We start from the raw sequence: 15,112 nt of genomic DNA, 5'->3' as shown, positions 1-15,112 counted from the left end.
TTTTCCAAATCCCGGTGGGTCGCAAGATGGTGGTGATGATGAGTTTTCTGATGTCCGATTAATTTTTTCTAATAACTTAGGACTTACGCATTGACAAAAAACATCATCTATGAATTCTAGATAATGATATCACTGCTAAGGTTGGCAAAAATATGCTCGCGTACAACTAACGTGAACATATTCCGTTGTACTTCATACCAATTGCTAATTATTTTTTCAGAGCGCATAAACTCCAATTTCACAAACGCTTGCAGTGAACAAAATATGTGAGTTTTGATTGCTAATGTATCTCTAACCATGAACCGACAAATTCCACATACTTGTTTTATGGCTCGATGAAAAGTTTCAATGCCCCAATGGGTATCATGAATTGTGATAAATTCACTTCGGCTGATATCTGGGATTTTTGACTCATCTGGCAGATATAAAATATAGTGTCTAGAGTCTTCTTTTTTAAAGTCGCACCTTTACAACTTTATAAATCCAAATTCTTTCAGATGAGTTCTTAATCCTTCTTCGGGAATAGCCAGAGTGCTTACTTGACAATACTTCTGTGGCTCATTTGAGACGGTTCTATTTTTTTCAATCCCAAATAGAAAACCCAATTTCTGGTTTTTTAGAAATTTTAAGTTTTCTACTCCTGAATACCAACTATCTCCTGTTACTATTTTTGGCTTGACTCCCCAGTTTATTATTTCTCTCACCATTTCTCTAAAATAATCGTTTTTTGTTTTCCCCTCCTTTTTGTCATATATTCTGTAATTTATTGGGACTGAATTACCATTAATATCGCTGTAATATAGCGTAATTAAATTTAAGCCAATAATAGTTTTATGGGCTTTTCCTGACCAAAAATAACTGATTAATTCGGCATTTTTGGGATCACTGTAAATCTTTTCTATGACTGTATCGTCTACACTTAGTATCCCTCCTACTAAGTTAAGGATTTTATCTATTATGTTGAATAAATCTTTCGGTTCGTATCTCTCTCTCAATAAAAAACGGTTGACGCCCTGAATGTGAAACATCTCCTAATACCTCTGCTAGCCGACTGCACCCCCCAAACTTTGGCTCTGACAGCAAAAATAAGGTGTAGAGGTCTAGATTGCATTGTGCTGTCGATGGTTTAGTAATTTCTCTGATTGTCCGATACCTAGAAAGTAAACGACCCATCTTTATCAATTCACTATTTTGTTATTCTGTCAATGCGTAAGTCCTATAACTGTTCTTGAACTGTCAGGACTTCGGTTAGTTTCTTTTCCTGTTGTTCTATTTGCTGCGCCATTGCCTCCACCAGTTTTTTGACACTGGTTGGAGTTTTCCCCCAATCTTCTGGCGGTATCTGCTCTAAGTGGTTGACGCGCTTTTCTTCCATGTCACTTAATTTATCAGATTTTCTCCCCTTTTTGGGCTATTTCTCTTCTATCCCCCCTGAACGGTTACGAATATATTTAGGAGAGAAGACAGGAATCGAGTTGAGTAGTACCCAAGTAAGGAGGATTTTAAAATCAAAAAAGTATGTTTACCTCTGGGCTAAATATAGCTTAGAGTCTAAGCAAGATACCGTAGAGAGGAGCTTATTTAAAGATAAATTAGCTGAGTATATAAGAATAGCAAAAGAATCTCCAGCTCTTCTACAGATATGGTTTTGGGATGAGAGTGGATTTAGTTTGAGAGTAATTAGAAGGAAAAATTGGTGTAAAAAAGGGACTCGAAGCAAGAAAAGAGGAGACCGAAGAAAGGGCCGTATTAATGTCATGGGTGGAGTGAGGTATTCAGACAAGAAAAGATGGGTAGATTTTATTCCATCTGGAAATTCTGCTAATTTTTATGCAGTGCTGAGAAATTTTTATGGAGATTTAAGAGCAGAGTGGATATTGGAAGGGCATTTAGCGGAAGATTTTCAAGATAAAGGCTGCAAGTGTGTCATTATTTTGGACAATGCTAGTTTTCATAAAAAAGCAGAGATTTTGCATAAAATAGCAGCAGAGATGCCTAATCTAATCATAGAGTTTCTGCCCAAGTATAGCCCGGATTACAACTTAGTTGAGTTGGTATGGCATTCAGCTAAGGAATATGTTGCTAATAGATTATTTGAATCCATTGAAAAACTAGAGGTTCTGTTAAATAAATGGTTAAATGAAGGAGAACTAATTATGAAATGGAACCCAAAAGTAAAAAATAAAGGTAACTTAGTTAATGCAGTTTAGATGTTTGACAGCTTATAACAGGTTAACTAATAATTATTGACAGTAGCTAAAAATTGCTTTTTCCACTCATTAATGGCTGTTAAAGGGATTTTTACTAAAGTTTCTTCTTTAGCATTAATCCAATTAGCCACACTGTTTAAATCATCTCTTTGTACGACTGGCAAATTAGTATCTTTAGAAATTTCTGTAGCGCGATTATCAACAGACAGAATTAAAGTTCTCCTTTTATATTGTAAAGCTCTAATCCCAGCGTGTAATCGTGTCCCTACATAATCAACCGGATACTGAGACAAAGCCCTATCTAAAGCTGATAAGCTAGGATTAAGATAAATCGCTCGCTCGCCACATAGATCTTTCATATACTGATAATCTTTGGGCTGTTGCGTCCAGTAATAAATTAACTTATATTCCTGTTTCAGTAATTCCACTAACTGCTTATCAAAACTAGGATTTTGATTATACTCAGTAAAAGTAACTAATACTGACTCTGCTTTACCTTGAGGAATTTGGACACAATGTTCCTCTGTTAATTTCCACATAGTAGGACAAGCAGTATTAATTACATTATTAATCCCAATCAACTTTAGCTGTTTTTCTGTGTAACTGTCTCTCACTGAGTGCAGATATTTTTTACTTAATAGCCGTTTATACAAAATTTTGGTATATAAATTAGGCTGATTTTGGTATTGCCACCATCCCACACCCATGAGCGTAATATCTGTAATAAATAGAGAGTCCATTAAACTGACCTTCCATTGATTATAGGAGTTCATGTTAGAGGATAATAAATTAGTCCCACCGACCAAAATTAAACTGCTTTTCCTCATAAAGCGGTAAGAATCGCTCGATATGACATCATGGGTAGGAAATTTAATAAATAGTCTATCGGGAAACATCTCATATAAAATGCTATTGACTGCATCCATAATGATCTGGTCTCCTAAATTAGAGCTACAGATTGAGGTATCCAAGACTGAGATAGTTTTCATAGCCTATTTTTCATTAATTAGAGTAAGTTGACAGTGACATTTCGTATCATTACAACAATCATTTTAACCAGAGTTTAGCGGGGATTTTTTTTAAGTGTTTGATTACCTTATTAATCGAGCTCTCATGGCTGATAAATAGTTTGTTAAACATTAATCGATCGTACTCTCGATCGACCATCAAATTATCATTAATTTCAAGAGGAAACCTTAAATCTAATTGTTTCATTTCTGCTATTTCCTTATTGATAGTTCCAGTATGAGTAGCCGCTAACCCAAAACCTAAATTAGCCACCAAATTGACACAAGGCACGATCGACAAGCCTCCTTGAGCCAAGCGAGCAAAACTCCATTGAAAATCCCACGTATCTACCTTACCCTGAAAAGTATTTTCCAAATCCCGCGCTCTAATTTTATACTGGGTCTCATCAGCCAGTATAGCTTTAATTTTTGCTTTCACGTCAGGATTGATCCAAGCCTGCATATTAATATCATAAAATTGCCAGGCCCTCTGCCAAGAAGCCCAGCCCCAAATACCTCCATAATAAGAAAAATGATAACTTTGCCCCTCGGATTTCCATTCCTCCAAATAATTAGTCCCACTAATCATCATTACCCTGGGTTCATTTCTATATAAATCCAGCATTTCTTCACAAAATTGAAAAAAAGATGGATTTGGCAAGCAATCATCTTCCACAATAATTGCTTCTTCTACTGTATTAAATACCCAATCTAACCCACTAGCTACCCTGTGCTTACAGCCCATATTAGCCTCAGCATAATTTGTATAAACTTGACAATCCCAGTCCACTTTTTCAATTATGGCCCTAACCTCAGCACATTTTTCAGCTTCCTCTGGCTTATCAGAGCGTGGTCCATCAACCACGAGTAGAAGTTTAGGCGGTTTAACTTCCCGAATCGCTGCAAATACCCTCTCTGTTGTATGAGGGCGATTAAATCCAAAAAAAGCCACAGGTGTTTTCATATATTAAACTCCAACTTATCATCCTTTTTGCTTTCGCTACGTCTAGACTGCTTGCTCAACATTTACCAAGTTTGGCTCTCAGTAGTTCAGTTCTGCCTTTTAATCCTGCTTTAGGATAGTGGATAATACCCAGTAAACTAGGGATTATGCTTTCACCTTTGCATTTGTAGGGATAGGAGTTGGGTTAAACCCCACCTACAAATCTCATCAGTTGTTCTAGCAAATGAGCTAAACTAACCTAAATGAGTATTATTACTCATTTAGGTTAAACGAATCGTATGGTATTTGAAATTTTAGAATACATAGTGGTAAAAGTTGTAGTTAGGGTGATTGGTTTAACTCCTGCATAAGTGCTAGTCTTATGATAGACTATAAATCATTACTACTAGGGCTAGATTGCAAAAAGTTCAAAAAGTGTATTTTTATTTGGTAATAATTTAAAATTGCCGATGTTAGACAAGTTGGTTGGTATAGGTCAAAAGCTTGGTCCGGGTCTGCGCCAGGTACTCAGCAACATAGCTTGGCTGTTCACTGACCAAATCTTGCAGATGGGTCTAGGCCTGTTTGTAGGCCTTTGGGTGGCTCGCTATCTTGGTCCGACACAATTTGGATTGCTCAACTACGCGATCGCCTTTGTGTCGCTGTTTAGTTCGGTGGCAACGATGGGGTTGGGTACTCTGGTAGTGAGGAATATCGCTCGCGACCCAGATTGCAAAAATGAAACCCTGGGAACTGCCTTCGGACTTCAATTTACTGGTGGCTGCATCACTTTGGTGTTAACTGTCACCGTGATTGCGCTACTCAAGCCCAACGACACTCTGACTCGGTGGCTGGTAGGTATCATCGCAGCAGGAACTATCTTTAATGCTTTTGAGGCTATCAATTTTTGGTTCCAGTCCCAAATCCAGTCAAAATATACAGTGTTCGCTAAAAATTCGGTATGTTTTTTAGTGGCTGCTGTCAGAATTGGGTTAGTGACAATTAAAGCCCCCCTGCTTGCCTTCGCCTGGGTTCGATTGGGAGAGGTGGCATTGGTAGGAATAGCTTATGTATATTTTTATAAGCTTACGGGGAATAAAATTAAGGATTGGCACTTCAGTTGGGAAAGGTGTAAGGAACTGCTATCGGAGAGTTGGCCGATAATTTTGTCGGCATTGGCAGTTTATGTGTACTCAAAAACCGATCAGATAATGCTTGGTGCGATGAATCAAAATGCTCAACTGGGCTATTATGCTGCCGCTGTTAAAATTTCGGAAATCTGCGATTTCTTGCCGATGATCATATCCAGCTCTATTTTTCCCAAATTAGCGAATTTGAGAAAGACAAATTATGAAGAATATCTAAATAAATTTCAAATTTACTCGGATATTATGATATTTTCATGGTTGGCAGTGGCGATACCGATATCATTACTTTCTCCGTGGATAGTGCATGTGCTTTACGGCGAGAAATATGCGAAGTCAGCAGCGGTACTGGCTCTCTATGTTTGGGCGCAATTTGGCAGTAACTTTGGAGTAGCACGGAGTACATATTTGAACATAGAAGGTCAGTTGCGCTATGGTCTTTACTTGACTGTAGTCGGCTCTATTTTTAATGTAGCGTTGAACTTTTGGCTGATTCCTCAGTATGGAGCTTTTGGAGCAACAGCAGCTACTCTTATAACTTATTTTTACGTGATTATATTAGTCAATTTCTTGATTAAGGAATTGCGCCCATTCGGAAATTTCATGTGGCGATCCCTTAACTTATACAAGGCCGCTTGTAGAATCCGAGGATTAGTAAAGTGATTCAAATTAAACCTAAAATCGAACAGCGCTCGAAGTGCCCCTATTGCGGGAGAGATCTCAATGCCAAAAATATTTTGTGGCAAGGGATGCATATTGTTTTGGACTGTAAGTGCGCGGGATGTGGCAGCGAAATCATCGACGATTTGAGAGTCGGTCATGGAGTGAAAAACTACCTTCAAGTTAATTTAATCAAACAAGAAGTTTTTGCGGCGGTTGCTTACAGAAAAGAATGGTTAGGCAAACCATTACTCAATTCACTCCAAAATCCTCAACCAGATAAACTTGAGATAGTCAAGGAATTTTTTAAACCCTGCAATCGGGCAATTATCTTAAACTGTATAGATCATCTTTATGGTCACTCTCTGCTCAAGTTGCTAAATGCACAAAGGCACTTAGAATGCAACTCTGAGTGCGGGTTAGTTGTGATAGTTCCTAAGTTTCTAAGGTGGATGGTTCCTGATGAAGTTGCAGAAGTCTGGACAGTACCTATTTCTTTAAAAAATGGTCAAACTTACTATCCTAGCTTCGCCGAGTTTGTTGAGGAAGAAACTAAACGCTTTGATGAAATTTATGTCAGCGAAGCCCATTCTCATCCTAGTCAGTTTGACATCACGCGGTTTACTAGAGTTCCAAAACACAAATTTGATGAACCAGAAACAAGAATTACTTTTATTTGGCGGGAAGATCGTTTATTACTTAACAGTGGGCTGTTCCGACTTCTGAAAAAGCTAAATCAACGAGAAAGGGCATTGCAATTGCAAAATTTAAAAATTAAGCAGTTATTTGAGAAAATCAGGTTGCAAGTACCAGAAGCAAAATTTGCCGTAGCTGGTTTGGGAACAAAAACTAAGTTTCCAGAATGGATTGAAGATTACAGAGTGGATATTTTTAATGAAAAAATTGAAAAGGAAATATGCCGTGTTTATTCAGAAAGTCGCTTAGTAATTGGTCTTCACGGCTCTAATATGTTGCTACCTTCGGCTCATGCTGGTATGACAATTGATTTGATAGATGAGCGTTGGGGGAATTTTGCCCAAGATATTTTATACCAAGAAGGTGACCCGAGAATGGCTAGTTTTCGCTATAGATTTTTGCCCTATCAGACTAGCAATGATACACTGGCATTCATAGCTGCTGTAATGCTTCAGAAGTGGTTTAATTTTAAATTGCAGATGACTGCAGATCTTGTTAATTCAGATGTAGAAGACTACTAGGAAAAGTAGAGTTGAAAAAATGTTCAATTACCAAATCCAAACACCCGTCGCTTTTATCATTTTCAAACGTCGAGATACAACGGCTAGAGTATTTGAGGCGATTCGTCAGGTCAAACCTCCCAAATTGCTAGTAATTGCTGAGGGCAGATGTCCAGATTGGCCGGGAGAAGATCAAGAATGTGCTGCCGCTAGAGCTATTATTGACCAAGTAGATTGGGACTGCGAAGTTTTGAAGAATTACGCAGACGTAAATTTCGGTTGTCGCCTGCAGGTTTCTAGCGGTAGGAATTGGGTGTTTTATCAAGGTGAAGAGGCAATTATTCTTGAGGATGACTGTCTCCCTCATCCTACTTTTTTCCGCTTTACTGAAGAATTGCTGGAGGGTTACCGAGATGATCTGCGGATTCTGTCAATCTCTGGTCAAAATGTTCAGTTGGGGCGAAAAAGAACTGATTATAGTTACTACCTTTCTCGCTATAATCACTGCTGGAGCTGGGCGAGTTGGAGGCGAGCTTGGCAGCATTATGATTTAGATATGAAGTTATGGCCGGAAATTCGGGATGGTAATTTTTTGATGGATGTACTGGGAGACTCCAATGCTGTAAAAACTGGGAAAAATATTTTTCAGATTTGTTATGAAAAAAAATTACAGAGTTGGGCTTGTCAGTGGACATTTGCTAAATTTATTCAAAATGGTATGAATATTCTTACGAATGTTAAGTTAGCTTCTAATATCGGACATGGTGTAGGGGGAACTAATACGGAGGATGTCAAGAGCCCTTATAGTAATATGCCTATAGAAGCGATAACATTTCCGATGAAACACCCGCCTTTTGTAATTAGGGATATGCAAGCAGATAATTTTACACAAAAAACTTTATTTGATTACTATTCACCGTTGTTAAAAAAGGTACAAAAAAAAGTAGATAAACTTTTGAAACAATTCCGATAAAATCAGCTATAAATCTAGAGGAGAGGCAGGGAAAATGAAAGTTGTAATTGTTAATAGTTCTGATACGGAAGGGGGGGCAGCCCGCGCCGCTTATCGACTGCAACAAGGTTTGCAAGGGATTGGTGTTTCTTCGCAAATGCTCGTAAAAAATAATGGTAGTCGCGATCCATGTGTAATTTCCTCACAGAATAGTATTACCAATAAGTTGGACAAGATTATTTCAACTTTATATAATTCGCCATTGCGACTTTACCCTGAGAGAAAGCCTGTTATTTTTTCTACAGAATGGTTACCCGATTCTCTAGATATCCACATTTCCCAAAACAAGCCTGATATTATTAATTTACACTGGGTTTGTGGCGGTTATTTACAAATAGAGAGTATTCCGAGGTTTAATCAACCTTTAGTCTGGACGCTGCACGATATGTGGCCTTTTACAGGTGGATGTCACTACAGTGAAGATTGCGAGCGCTATACTCAGTCTTGTGGTAGCTGTCCGCAACTTCACAGTAAGAAAGAGTCGGATCTGTCACGCTGGGTGTGGCAGCGGAAAGCTAAAGCTTGGAAAAATCTTAACCTAACTCTGGTTAGCCCTAGTATTTGGTTAGCTAAATGCGCTAATTCTAGTTCTTTATTCAAAGATTGTAGAGTTGAAGTAATTCCTAATGGCATCAATACTCAAAAGTATAAACCCATAAATCGTCAATGGGCGCGACAAATTCTAAATTTACCTCAAGATAAACAAATTGTACTGTTTGGAAGTGCAGGTGGAACGGGCGATCGCTGGAAAGGATTTAACTTGCTAGTACCCGCTTTACAAAGCCTCAGTAAGTCAGGCTGGAAAGATAGGATAGAGTTGCTGGTTTTTGGCTCTTCTGAACCAGAAAATCCCATTGAACTTGGTTTTAAAACTCACTATTTGGGGAGACTCGCAGATGATATTTCCCTAGCCACTGTTTATGCAGCAGCCGATATTTTTGTCGCCCCTTCCGTGATAGATAACTTGCCAAATACAGTCATGGAAGCCCTTGCTTGTGGCATCCCCAGCGCCGCATTTAATATTGGGGGACTGCCCGATATGATCGAACACTGCTCAAATGGCTATTTAGCTAAACCTTATGAAACAGAAGACTTAGCGCGAGGAATTGCTTGGGTTTTAGAAGATCCCAATCGGCATCAAAAACTTTGTATTCGCGCCCGCCAGAAAGTGGAACAAGAATTTACCTTAGACATCCAAGCAAATCGCTATTTGTCTATTTTTAACGAGGTTATGTCAACTCCAAAGTAAAAATCAGATTCTACGTAGTAAATTTTACCTGGCTATGGTTAAAAACCACTTAATTGAGAATAATGAACTGTACTAAAATCGCCACCCTTTTAACTTGCTTCAATCGCAAACAAAAAACATTGGCTTGCCTAGAGGCCCTTTTTAAACAGGCACTTCCAGCCGGTGTTGATATTTTAGCCTATTTAGTCGATGATGCCAGTACCGATGGCACTAGCGAGGCAGTTCGTCAAATCTATCCTCAAGTCAATATTTTTTCCGGCGATGGGAACTTATTTTGGAACGGGGGAATGCGTGGGGCTTTCAGCGAAGCAATGAAAAATGATCCCGACTACTACCTCTGGTTAAATGATGACACTCTTATTTATCCACAAACCGTAAGTGTCTTGCTAGAAACCACTCAAAAATTATCAGAAAAAGGAGAAACAAAAGCCATCATTGGCGGTTCAACCTGCGACCCCGAAACGGGTCAAACAACATACGGTGGTGTGGTGCGAAATAACCCTTTGCATCCCTTTCGATATCGTATCCTCGAACCAACAAAAGAGCCTCAGAGGTGCGATACTATGCACGGCAACTGCGTATTAATTCCCCGCAGTGTTGTGCAAATGGTCGGCAACCTCGATCCAGCTTTTGTCCATTATATTGGCGATTGGGATTATGGTTTACGAGCCAGACAGAAAGGATGTACAGTTTGGATTGCTCCTGGCTATTTAGGCACTTGTTCTCTCAACCCCCAGGTGACCAAAACGGCTGCTGATAATTTAAGTGAAGGATTAGATAAAATGAGCAAACCGAAAGGTTTATCCTTCAAAGATACTACCCTGCAGCCGCCTCAAGAGTGGAAAGTATTTACTCAGCGGCATGGTGGCTGGTTGTGGTCAATTTATTGGCTGCTACCTTATCGCAGGTTAGTTTGGCTTTCAGTGTTGAGTAAACTGGGATTGACTAAAAACAAAACTCAAGGTGAATAGGATGGTTGAAAAAAATGAATTTCGCATCGCTTGGCTCGTTCCTTCGGCAGAATTTGGGGCCTATTGGCCGCCGGTTTTACATGAGCTCAAAAAACTAATTCCGAACACGATTTTTTATACAGGTCGCCTCTGGCCTCGCTACGATCCGGAAGCTCCTGGTACAGAAGTAGTCCAAGTTGTGGGAGATACTGAATTCATCACCACCCAAAAGATAGAAACTGGGTACAGTCGTGGTTATATTAAGGCTACTCCTAGGATTGTTTTTCCTCTATTGAGATTTAAACCCCAAGTCATTTTTGCTAGTGGATTTTCGATCTGGACATTGGTAGCTATAATCTTTAAGCCTCTAGGGAAATGGCGACTGGTTTTAGTTTATGAAAGTAGTTCCCCGAATGTAGACTTTCGAGATTCTAAGGTGCGCTCGACTATTCGACGCTGGATGGGGAAATTTGCTGATACTTTTGTTTCTAATAGTCGCCGAGGTAAAGAATATTTGGTAGAAGTGATTGGGGCGGCAGAAAGTAATATCTTTGCTAAACCTTACATGGTTCCTGATGCTAAAGCTTTGGTACAAAAGTTAGAAAATAATAAGTCTGTATCCTTGTCATTTCCCCACCCCATTTTTCTGTGCGTCGGTCAAGTAATTTCTCGCAAAGGGATTAAGAATCTCTTAGAAGCTTGCACAATTTTGCAAAGCCAGGGATACTCGAATTACACAGTCATTATCGTTGGAGACGGAGAACAGCGACCGGAACTAGAAGCACTTACAAAAGAATGGGGTTTAGAAAAACAAATTGTTTGGACAGGGTGGATAGAATACGGATACTTGGGATCTTATTTTCTAGAAGCTGATGTGTTGGTTTTTCCTACGTTAGAAGATACTTGGGGAATGGTGGTGCTAGAAGCGATGGCATTTGGTAAGCCGATTTTGTGTTCAAAATGGGCTGGGGCTTGCGAAATGATCGTTGAAGGTGAAAATGGTTATATTTTTGATCCCTATCAGTCGGAAGGTATTGCAAACGCGATGCGGGACTTGATTGATTGCCCAGAAAAGTTAGTGATGATGGGGCAAAAATCCCAGCAATTGATCGCTGAACATACACCAGAAAAGGCTGCAAAATTAATAGCAGATGTGACGTCGCTAGTATTGGAGAAAAGTTGATGAAAATTCTTTTATCTGCCTTTGCCTGCGAACCCGGACAAGGATCTGAGGAAGGAGTGGGCTGGAATGCGGTGGTAGAAGCCGCCAAGCATCAAGAAGTTTGGGTACTAACTCGCACCTTTTACCGTACCGCTATTGAAGCCTTCCTCGCCACGTACCCGAACCCTAACCTGCACTTTGTCTACATTGAGCCTTTCGGCTGGAGCGAAAACTTTAAAGGTAGACAGGGAGGGCTGCAATTGCACTATTACCTGTGGCAAATTTTGGCTTATTTAGAGGCGCGCCAGCTCCACCGCCAAATTAATTTCGACATCGCCCGCCACGTCACCTACGTTAAATTTTGGTCGCCCAGCTTCATCTCGCTGCTGCCTATTCCTTTTATTTGGGGGCCTGTGGGCGGTGGCGAAGCAGCCCCCAAACCTTTTTGGGAAGATTTTAGCTTTAAGGCAAAACTTTACGAAACAGCGCGAGACTGGGGGCAGCGCGTGGGTGAGAGAGATCCCTTTGCCAGGATGACGGCTCGGAGAAGCGTCTTAGCTTTGGCTACAACGGAGGACACGGCGAAGCGGGTGGGGGCGATGGGTGCTAAAAAGGTGCAGGTCCTTTCCGAGGCCTGTCTGTCGAAGGAAGAGATGGCGAGGCTGGGAGAGTGCCAGATGCCAGGGCTTTCCCCGATCAGGTTCATCAGTATGGGGCGGCTGCTGCACTGGAAGGGCTATCACCTTGCGTTGCGGGCTTTTGCCCAAGCTAACTTGCCGAATGCCGAATATTGGCTGCTGGGGGATGGCCCGGAACGCGATCGCCTTCAGTTTCTAGCGGAAGAATTGGGCATTGCCTCTCAAGTTAAGTTGTGGGGGAGGCTGCCACGCGAGGAAACTTTGGGTAAGCTAGGGGAGTCTCATGTACTTATTCACCCTAGCTTGCACGATTCAGGTGGCTGGACTTGCTTGGAGGGGATGGCGGCGGGCCGTCCCATCATCTGCTTGGATCTGGGAGGGCCTGCTACTCAAGTGACGGCGCAAACGGGGGTAAAAGTACCTGGTTACAATCCAGAACAGGCAGTGCAGGGTCTAGCGGAGGCGATCACTAATTTAGCCAGCGATGCCGAGTTGCGATCGCGCTTAGGTGAAGCAGGTCGCAATCACGTCCGGGAAGTATATGATTGGGATGTTAAAGGCGAATTCTTTGCTCAATTGTGCGAAGATATAGTCTATCGAAAATTCGGATAACTTCTGATTGTTTCGATCAAGCAAAACAAAGAAAACTATATTTTTTCAGGCGGTGAAACGTGGGCGTTGCAATCATTACTGGCTCGGCAGGTTTAATTGGCTCTGAGGCGTGTAAGTTCTTTGCCAAACAAGGCTTAGATATAGTTGGCATCGACAATAATATGCGCCAGTTCTTTTTTGGTGCTGATGGTTCTACAAACTGGAACCGCCAACTGCTTGAAAAGTCCTTAGGTACCAAGTATTATCACTTAGATGTGGACATTCGCGACTATGAAGCGATTACCAATATCTTTCAGCGGTACGGCGAGTCGATAGAATTAGTAATTCACACCGCAGCCCAGCCCAGCCATGATTGGGCTTCTCGTGCTCCGAAAATAGACTTTACCGTCAATGCTAACGGCACTCTCAATCTTCTAGAAGTAACTCGCTTGTACTGTCCTAAAGCGGTTTTCATTTTTACTTCTACCAATAAAGTATACGGCGATACGCCTAACAGTTTGCCTTTAATTGAATTAGAACATAGGTGGGAAATTGAACCCGGCCATACTTACGAAAGCGGCATTCGGGAAGATATGTCAATCGATCAGTGCCTGCACAGTTTGTTTGGTGCTTCTAAGGTAGCTGCTGATATTTTAGTTCAAGAATACGGTCGATATTTTAATATGAATACCGCTTGTTTTCGCGGCGGCTGTTTGACGGGTCCCAATCACTCGGGCGCTCAATTGCACGGCTTCCTCGCCTACTTGATGAAGTGTGCTGTCACGGGAATTCCTTACACCGTGTTTGGCTACAAAGGCAAGCAAGTTCGCGATAACATTCATAGCGCAGATTTAATTTCGGCATTTTATGAATTTTATAAAGCTCCCCGAAGCGCCCAAGTTTATAATACAGGAGGAGGCAGGTACAGCAATTGTTCGATGTTAGAAGCGATCCAGATGTGCGAGGCAATTGCAGAACGCAAATTTAATTGGACTTATGCTGAAGGAAATCGCATTGGCGATCACATTTGGTGGATTAGCGACAATTCCAAATTTTCCAGTCACTATCCCAACTGGAAAATGAAATATAACGTTAAACAAATCTTACAGGAGATTTATGAATGTAACCGCGAACGTTGGCTGAAAGAAGAGTCGGAGAATTGATAGGGACAAAAAGAATGGGCTGGGAATTTCTGTAAAAGATTGAAGAATACAATCTTAAACAAATCTTAGGGGAGATTTATGAGTGTAACTGTGAGCGTTGGCTTAAAGAGGTGTTCCATGATTGATAAAGGGAAAAAGAATGTACTCGGCATATTAGTTAATGCCGTTAATTATGAAGCGGCTGTTAGCAAAATTATTGCGGCAGCCAGCGCCGGAAAACCAATGTCAGTTTCTGCTCTAGCGGTTCACGGGGTAATGACTGGGGTTCTGGACAGCACTCATCGTTATCGGATTAATCACATTGACTTAGTATTGCCAGACGGACAGCCGGTCAGGTGGGCGTTAAATTGGCTCTACCATACGGAATTGCCCGATCGAGTTTGCGGACCGAATGCGATGTTACAAATCTGCGAACGTGCCGCCGAAGAAGGATTACCTATCTATTTGTACGGCTCTCAAGCTTCTGTACTGGAAGCTTTATCTCGCAATCTCTGCCAGCGTTTTCCCAAGTTAATTATTGCTGGAACTCAGCCTTCTAAATTTAGGCAAGTTTCGCCCCAAGAGAAGCAAGAAATTGCACAGCAAATCCGCAACAGCGGTGCAGCAATTACTTTTGTCGGTTTGGGGTGTCCGCGACAAGAAGTCTGGGCTTACGAATACCGGGACGACTTATCAATGCCGCTGATTGCTGTAGGTGCTGCTTACGATTTTCATGCGGGTAATTTGGCTAAATCTCCTGAGTTTTTATCTAAGATAGGTTTGGAATGGCTGTTTCGGATGATTAAGGAACCCAAGCGCCTCTGGCAGCGGTATGTTTTTTTGAATCCGCTTTATATCTGGCTGTTTTTGCTGCAAGCTTTGAAAATCAAACAGTTCGACCCCACAGATGCCACGCCGCCTGTAGAAGAAGTATTATATGGTTGAAATTTAAAAGTTTCTTGTGAATTATGGGTGCTCACAAGTAAAAAATAAAAAAGCAAACACATCGTAACTAATCGTTTTGAGGTGCAACTGCGATCGCATCTTCAAAAAAACTTACCCCGGTTCCCGATGTTAAGAGGTACAGTAGCAACACTTAGTAAACCAATTTTTTAAATGTACAGGATTGATTAACTGTAGTTTAGACTAACCAAAGATGAGAACGGTGGCAAAAGAAGAACTAGAGCCACCGCGCCAGGAGAGAATG

13 protein-coding genes and 1 pseudogene are annotated in these 15,112 nt (G+C 41.0%); 10 read left to right on the top strand and 4 right to left on the bottom strand.

All coding sequences use genetic code 11. The features are described 5' to 3' along the window. Positions 1 to 116: 116 nt before the first annotated feature. Together QUB33_RS27045 and QUB33_RS27040 are read right to left on the bottom strand one after the other, a co-directional pair. Positions 117 to 1,143: pseudogene (locus QUB33_RS27045) on the bottom strand (IS701 family transposase). Between the two features lie 73 nt (positions 1,144 to 1,216). After that, positions 1,217 to 1,375, bottom strand: a complete 159-nt coding sequence (locus tag QUB33_RS27040; protein WP_333356913.1) for a hypothetical protein — start codon at positions 1,373 to 1,375, stop codon at positions 1,217 to 1,219. Here QUB33_RS27040 and QUB33_RS27035 point away from each other — a divergent pair. Continuing rightward, the gene (locus QUB33_RS27035) at positions 1,374 to 2,210 is read left to right on the top strand and encodes an IS630 family transposase (RefSeq protein WP_333356910.1); all 837 of its coding nucleotides are present in this window, start codon (positions 1,374 to 1,376) and stop codon (positions 2,208 to 2,210) included. The genes QUB33_RS27040 and QUB33_RS27035 overlap by 2 nt on opposite strands. A 26-nt stretch (positions 2,211 to 2,236) precedes the next feature. On the opposite strand, the gene QUB33_RS27030 is transcribed toward QUB33_RS27035, so the two are convergent. Both QUB33_RS27030 and QUB33_RS27025 read right to left on the bottom strand, forming a co-directional pair. After that, on the bottom strand, positions 2,237 to 3,199 hold the full coding sequence (locus QUB33_RS27030; protein ID WP_333356907.1) for a polysaccharide pyruvyl transferase family protein: 963 nt from the start codon (positions 3,197 to 3,199) through the stop codon (positions 2,237 to 2,239). Positions 3,200 to 3,257: 58 nt separating this feature from the next. After that, a complete protein-coding gene (locus tag QUB33_RS27025; RefSeq protein ID WP_333356904.1) occupies positions 3,258 to 4,181 on the bottom strand; it encodes a glycosyltransferase family 2 protein in 924 nt (307 codons plus the stop codon). 449 nt (positions 4,182 to 4,630) lie between these two features. On the opposite strand from QUB33_RS27025, the gene QUB33_RS27020 reads away from it, so the two are divergent. The 9 genes from QUB33_RS27020 (at position 4,631) to QUB33_RS26980 (ending at position 14,850) form a co-directional block, all read left to right on the top strand. Beyond that, positions 4,631 to 5,968, top strand: a complete 1,338-nt coding sequence (locus QUB33_RS27020; RefSeq protein ID WP_333356901.1) for a flippase — start codon at positions 4,631 to 4,633, stop codon at positions 5,966 to 5,968. After that, a complete protein-coding gene (locus tag QUB33_RS27015) occupies positions 5,965 to 7,182 on the top strand; it encodes a hypothetical protein (protein WP_333356898.1) in 1,218 nt (405 codons plus the stop codon). The genes QUB33_RS27020 and QUB33_RS27015 overlap by 4 nt, the downstream gene beginning before the upstream one ends. Before the next feature lie 19 nt (positions 7,183 to 7,201). Further along, on the top strand, positions 7,202 to 8,134 hold the full coding sequence (locus tag QUB33_RS27010; RefSeq protein WP_333356895.1) for a glycosyltransferase family 2 protein: 933 nt from the start codon (positions 7,202 to 7,204) through the stop codon (positions 8,132 to 8,134). 34 nt (positions 8,135 to 8,168) lie between these two features. After that, entirely contained in the window at positions 8,169 to 9,422 is a 1,254-nt protein-coding gene (locus QUB33_RS27005; protein WP_333356892.1) for a glycosyltransferase family 4 protein, read from the top strand. A 62-nt stretch (positions 9,423 to 9,484) separates the two neighbouring features. After that, entirely contained in the window at positions 9,485 to 10,393 is a 909-nt protein-coding gene (locus QUB33_RS27000) for a glycosyltransferase family 2 protein (RefSeq protein ID WP_333356889.1), read from the top strand. A 1-nt stretch (position 10,394) separates the two neighbouring features. Further along, complete coding sequence (locus QUB33_RS26995) at positions 10,395 to 11,555, top strand: glycosyltransferase family 4 protein (protein ID WP_333356886.1); 1,161 nt, start codon at positions 10,395 to 10,397, stop codon at positions 11,553 to 11,555. Next, complete coding sequence (locus QUB33_RS26990; RefSeq protein WP_333356879.1) at positions 11,555 to 12,784, top strand: glycosyltransferase family 4 protein; 1,230 nt, start codon at positions 11,555 to 11,557, stop codon at positions 12,782 to 12,784. Before QUB33_RS26995 ends, QUB33_RS26990 begins: the two co-directional genes overlap by 1 nt. 59 nt (positions 12,785 to 12,843) lie before the next feature. Then, a complete protein-coding gene (locus QUB33_RS26985; RefSeq protein ID WP_333356875.1) occupies positions 12,844 to 13,926 on the top strand; it encodes an NAD-dependent epimerase/dehydratase family protein in 1,083 nt (360 codons plus the stop codon). A gap of 78 nt (positions 13,927 to 14,004) precedes the next feature. Then, positions 14,005 to 14,850 carry a WecB/TagA/CpsF family glycosyltransferase gene (locus QUB33_RS26980; protein ID WP_333356872.1) on the top strand — a complete coding sequence of 282 codons (846 nt, stop codon included), beginning with the start codon at positions 14,005 to 14,007 and terminating at the stop codon, positions 14,848 to 14,850. Positions 14,851 to 15,112: the final 262 nt, after the last annotated feature.

The organism is Microcoleus sp. B3-A4, from assembly GCF_036705385.1.
GTDB lineage: Bacteria > Cyanobacteriota > Cyanobacteriia > Cyanobacteriales > Microcoleaceae > Microcoleus.
The sequence above is the reverse complement of the archived record's forward strand: the minus strand, read 5'-3'. Positions and strand labels throughout refer to the sequence as shown.

Coding starts and splice junctions, on each gene's coding strand:
- QUB33_RS27035 (WP_333356910.1), top strand. CDS start 1,374: ATGTCACTTAATTTATCAGATTTTCTCCCCTTTTTGGGCTATTTCTCT.
- QUB33_RS26995 (WP_333356886.1), top strand. CDS start 10,395: ATGGTTGAAAAAAATGAATTTCGCATCGCTTGGCTCGTTCCTTCGGCA.
- QUB33_RS27025 (WP_333356904.1), bottom strand. CDS start 4,181: ATGAAAACACCTGTGGCTTTTTTTGGATTTAATCGCCCTCATACAACA.
- QUB33_RS27010 (WP_333356895.1), top strand. CDS start 7,202: ATGTTCAATTACCAAATCCAAACACCCGTCGCTTTTATCATTTTCAAA.
- QUB33_RS26990 (WP_333356879.1), top strand. CDS start 11,555: ATGAAAATTCTTTTATCTGCCTTTGCCTGCGAACCCGGACAAGGATCT.
- QUB33_RS27040 (WP_333356913.1), bottom strand. CDS start 1,375: ATGGAAGAAAAGCGCGTCAACCACTTAGAGCAGATACCGCCAGAAGAT.
- QUB33_RS26980 (WP_333356872.1), top strand. CDS start 14,005: ATGAGTGTAACTGTGAGCGTTGGCTTAAAGAGGTGTTCCATGATTGAT.
- QUB33_RS27020 (WP_333356901.1), top strand. CDS start 4,631: ATGTTAGACAAGTTGGTTGGTATAGGTCAAAAGCTTGGTCCGGGTCTG.
- QUB33_RS27000 (WP_333356889.1), top strand. CDS start 9,485: ATGAACTGTACTAAAATCGCCACCCTTTTAACTTGCTTCAATCGCAAA.
- QUB33_RS27005 (WP_333356892.1), top strand. CDS start 8,169: ATGAAAGTTGTAATTGTTAATAGTTCTGATACGGAAGGGGGGGCAGCC.
- QUB33_RS27030 (WP_333356907.1), bottom strand. CDS start 3,199: ATGAAAACTATCTCAGTCTTGGATACCTCAATCTGTAGCTCTAATTTA.